6 protein-coding genes are annotated in these 2,722 nt (G+C 65.3%); 4 read left to right on the forward strand and 2 right to left on the reverse strand.

What is annotated here, in order from left to right; translation table 11 throughout:
• Together AB1609_20435 and AB1609_20440 are read right to left on the reverse strand one after the other, a co-directional pair.
• Window positions 1-377, reverse strand: a 377-nt coding sequence (locus tag AB1609_20435) for a hypothetical protein (GenBank protein ID MEW6048811.1), incomplete at its 3' end; no start/stop codon positions are given.
• Between the two features lie 137 nt (window positions 378-514).
• Entirely contained in the window at window positions 515-1,177 is a 663-nt protein-coding gene (locus AB1609_20440) for a helix-turn-helix transcriptional regulator (GenBank protein MEW6048812.1), read from the reverse strand.
• Window positions 1,178-1,308: 131 nt separating this feature from the next.
• Here AB1609_20440 and AB1609_20445 point away from each other — a divergent pair, with 131 nt between their 5' ends.
• From AB1609_20445 to AB1609_20460, 4 genes are all read left to right on the forward strand, one after another.
• A complete protein-coding gene (locus tag AB1609_20445) occupies window positions 1,309-1,527 on the forward strand; it encodes a hypothetical protein (GenBank protein ID MEW6048813.1) in 219 nt (72 codons plus the stop codon).
• Between the two features lie 145 nt (window positions 1,528-1,672).
• The gene (locus AB1609_20450) at window positions 1,673-2,107 is read left to right on the forward strand and encodes a hypothetical protein (protein MEW6048814.1); all 435 of its coding nucleotides are present in this window, start codon (window positions 1,673-1,675) and stop codon (window positions 2,105-2,107) included.
• Window positions 2,104-2,295, forward strand: a complete 192-nt coding sequence (locus AB1609_20455; GenBank protein ID MEW6048815.1) for a hypothetical protein — start codon at window positions 2,104-2,106, stop codon at window positions 2,293-2,295. Before AB1609_20450 ends, AB1609_20455 begins: the two co-directional genes overlap by 4 nt.
• The coding region (locus AB1609_20460) for a hypothetical protein (GenBank protein ID MEW6048816.1) at window positions 2,292-2,722 on the forward strand (431 nt) is incomplete at its 3' end. The genes AB1609_20455 and AB1609_20460, both read left to right, overlap by 4 nt.

Here is a 2,722-nt window from a genome sequence, read left to right on the forward strand (position 1 = left end):
TTCGTCGTCGGCCGGACGGTGGGCGCCAGTTGGGAAGGAGTCGTGGGCTCTGGCGCTGTAGTCGGTGCCGTGAGGGCTATCTTTGTGGGCGCGGGTTGCTGAGCTTGGAAGGGCTGCGCCCCCTGCTTTGGAAGCGTCGCCACGGCGATGATCGCGATCACCGCGAGCCCGATCCACGAAGCAGCGCGCCTAAGTTTACTCACCGAACCGAAGCCGGGAGCTGTGGATCGAACTCCAGCAAGGTTGGTTGCGAGCGCTGCGGAGACTAGCACCACCACGCCAAGGACGATCTGCGAGAGCGATCCTCCGGTGATTCCCACTAGGACGAAAGACGCGCCTACCAGGTAAGAGAAGCCGATCGCTACCTTCTTCAGCATGCCCAATCCCTCCTCGCTTTGGGACCGCCTCTCGCTCCAGGCGAGGCTGCAGGTCCGGCACGAACCTCGTTCTACCCCATAGCGTTCTCTGCCGACGCGACCAGCGTCGACTCATGTGGCAAAAAGAAAGGGGTCTGCTAGACCTGTCTCTCTTCCTCAGGTTCCTCTGCGTGCTCCCTCAACCGCCTTCGCTCCTCGACCATGGCCCACACGAAGTCCTGCTCTTCCGGCGGCAGGTCGGCGAACATCCGCGTGAGGCGCGCTGTCATCTTCATGGCCTGGTAGCGTTTGTATTCCTCCGTCCCGAAAGGGGGCTTCTCCTCTCGCAGCGCGGGCTCTCCGCGGATCGCCTCCCCCTGGGCCTCTCCGACGCCTCGGGCAGGCTCTGGCTCCGCCCGCTGGATCCGCCCCAACCGCTGCAGGTGGCTTTCCATGGCGGCCAGTCTGGACTCCAGCCGCTCCACGGCAATGTCAACCGCCCGATCGACGACGGCGGTCAACTCCAGCCGGAGGCCCGCCACCTCCGCCACGATCCTCTGGGCCACTGCGTCGCCGATCTCTTGGGCCGACTCCGTTTCCAACCGCACCACCTGCGGCGCCGGCTTCACCTCCTCAAAGAACGCGCACGGCGACACGCCCAGGGCGGCGGCGATGCGGGGGATCTCATCAGCCTTAATTGCTGTTCTCCCTGTAACCCTGTCCGTCACCCAGTGACGCTTTTCGCCTAGTCGCCGGGCGAGTTCCGCATCACTCCACCCTTTGGCATCTATTAGCTGGGCCAGCTTCTCTCCCGCTCGCATCATCCCCTGTCTGTGAACAAGTCGCGAACAGAATACAGGAATTGCCGAAGATTCGCCCCAAAAATGCTTGACATGGTGTGCACCATCTGCTAGCATTTTGGCGGCACATGGTGCACACCCAGGAGGTTCCGATGGCCCGCACAACCGGCGGACTGATCAAGCGCAACTACCAGTTCACGGATGAGCAAATTGCACGAATAACTCAGGTAGCACGCGAGCGGGGAGTAAAGGAAGCTGCCGCCGTTCGCGAACTGCTCGATCTGGGCTACCAGGTCTATGAGCGATTGAAGCCGGCCACCGAAGCGACGCGGGATCTCGCAGTTGAACTGGTGGCCCGCAAGGCGAGTTAACCGATACCCCGTCCTGGCGGGGCAAGTTATACCCCCGCCGGGTAGCGGATATGTAGAAAGACCTGTGGCGACGGAAAGGCCGATTCTACAGCCGTTATCGCAAGCCAAACGGGTCTTTCGGAGCCAGACAACGAGGTGGTTGAGGATGGCGGGACTGGCCGATCTGACGGCAGCAGAGAGAGCTTCCGCCGGCGACCGGGGCAGGGCTGCCCTGGCTGCCAAGATTGCCGCCGGCCGGGCGACCCTGCGCCAGGACTACGCGGACATGGCCGAGTGGGAGCGGCTCGCCCGGGAGGCCGGGCTGAGACTGCCGATGTCCTGGCAGCCTGTGACCCCTGCCGGCATGAAGCGGTGGCTCCGCAGGCTCGGAATCCCCCTGCGTGCATATCTCGCGTGGAACGGCGCCGGGCTGGACGGAAACGAGACCAGTGCCAGGCTCGCCGACTTCGCCCGCCGCAACCCGGATTGGTCGCTCCGTGCCTGGGCGGGGCTCGTCTTGGAGCACCGCGACCTGATCCTTCGACTGGAGGCCGCGGAGGCGCGATCCGAGGGACGGTCACGAGGGGAGATGGCCCGATGAACTGCCTGAAGTGCCATCAAGTGTTCACCTGGTCGGCCCGCCTCGTGGGGCCGGTCCGGATGGCCAACTGCCTGGCCGACGGGCGCTGGCTCGGGGGCTGGCCCGAGGCCCGTCGACCCTCGGTCCTGCGGGCCCCGGCCGACTGCCCCGAGGGCCGGCACAGACGGCAGGGAGAGCGGCTCAGATGACGTCCGAATCGCCCAATGAGAGAGCCCGGCAGCCTGCCCTGGAAGGCCCGGTTCACACCTGGCACATCTGCTTCCCGCGTGGGGTCGCGGTCGTCCAGACGACCACCGACGTGCTACTGGATCTGGCCGAGTCCGACAGGACGCTGATAATCCTAGCCGGTCACAGCCCCAAGGGTGATGTCGCGCCGATGCCCACGTGTCGGATCTGCCGCCGCAGGCTGTACTTCGCGGTGGGCTGGCGGCACCACAACGAGGGGCACAACGAGCCGTTCCGCTGGGTCGTCACGTCGAGCGGTAGGAGCATCTGGGAGCAGGCCGACCACGCGGCGGTGCCGGTGTTCCTGCCCCCAGGCGGCACAGAGAGGAGGCAGCCGCCCAGTGAGGTCGAACAAGAGGTTTGTCTGACAAGGGGGAAGCAGCAGCCGGA

Source organism: Bacillota bacterium (assembly GCA_040754675.1).
GTDB lineage: Bacteria > Bacillota > Limnochordia > Limnochordales > Geochordaceae > Geochorda.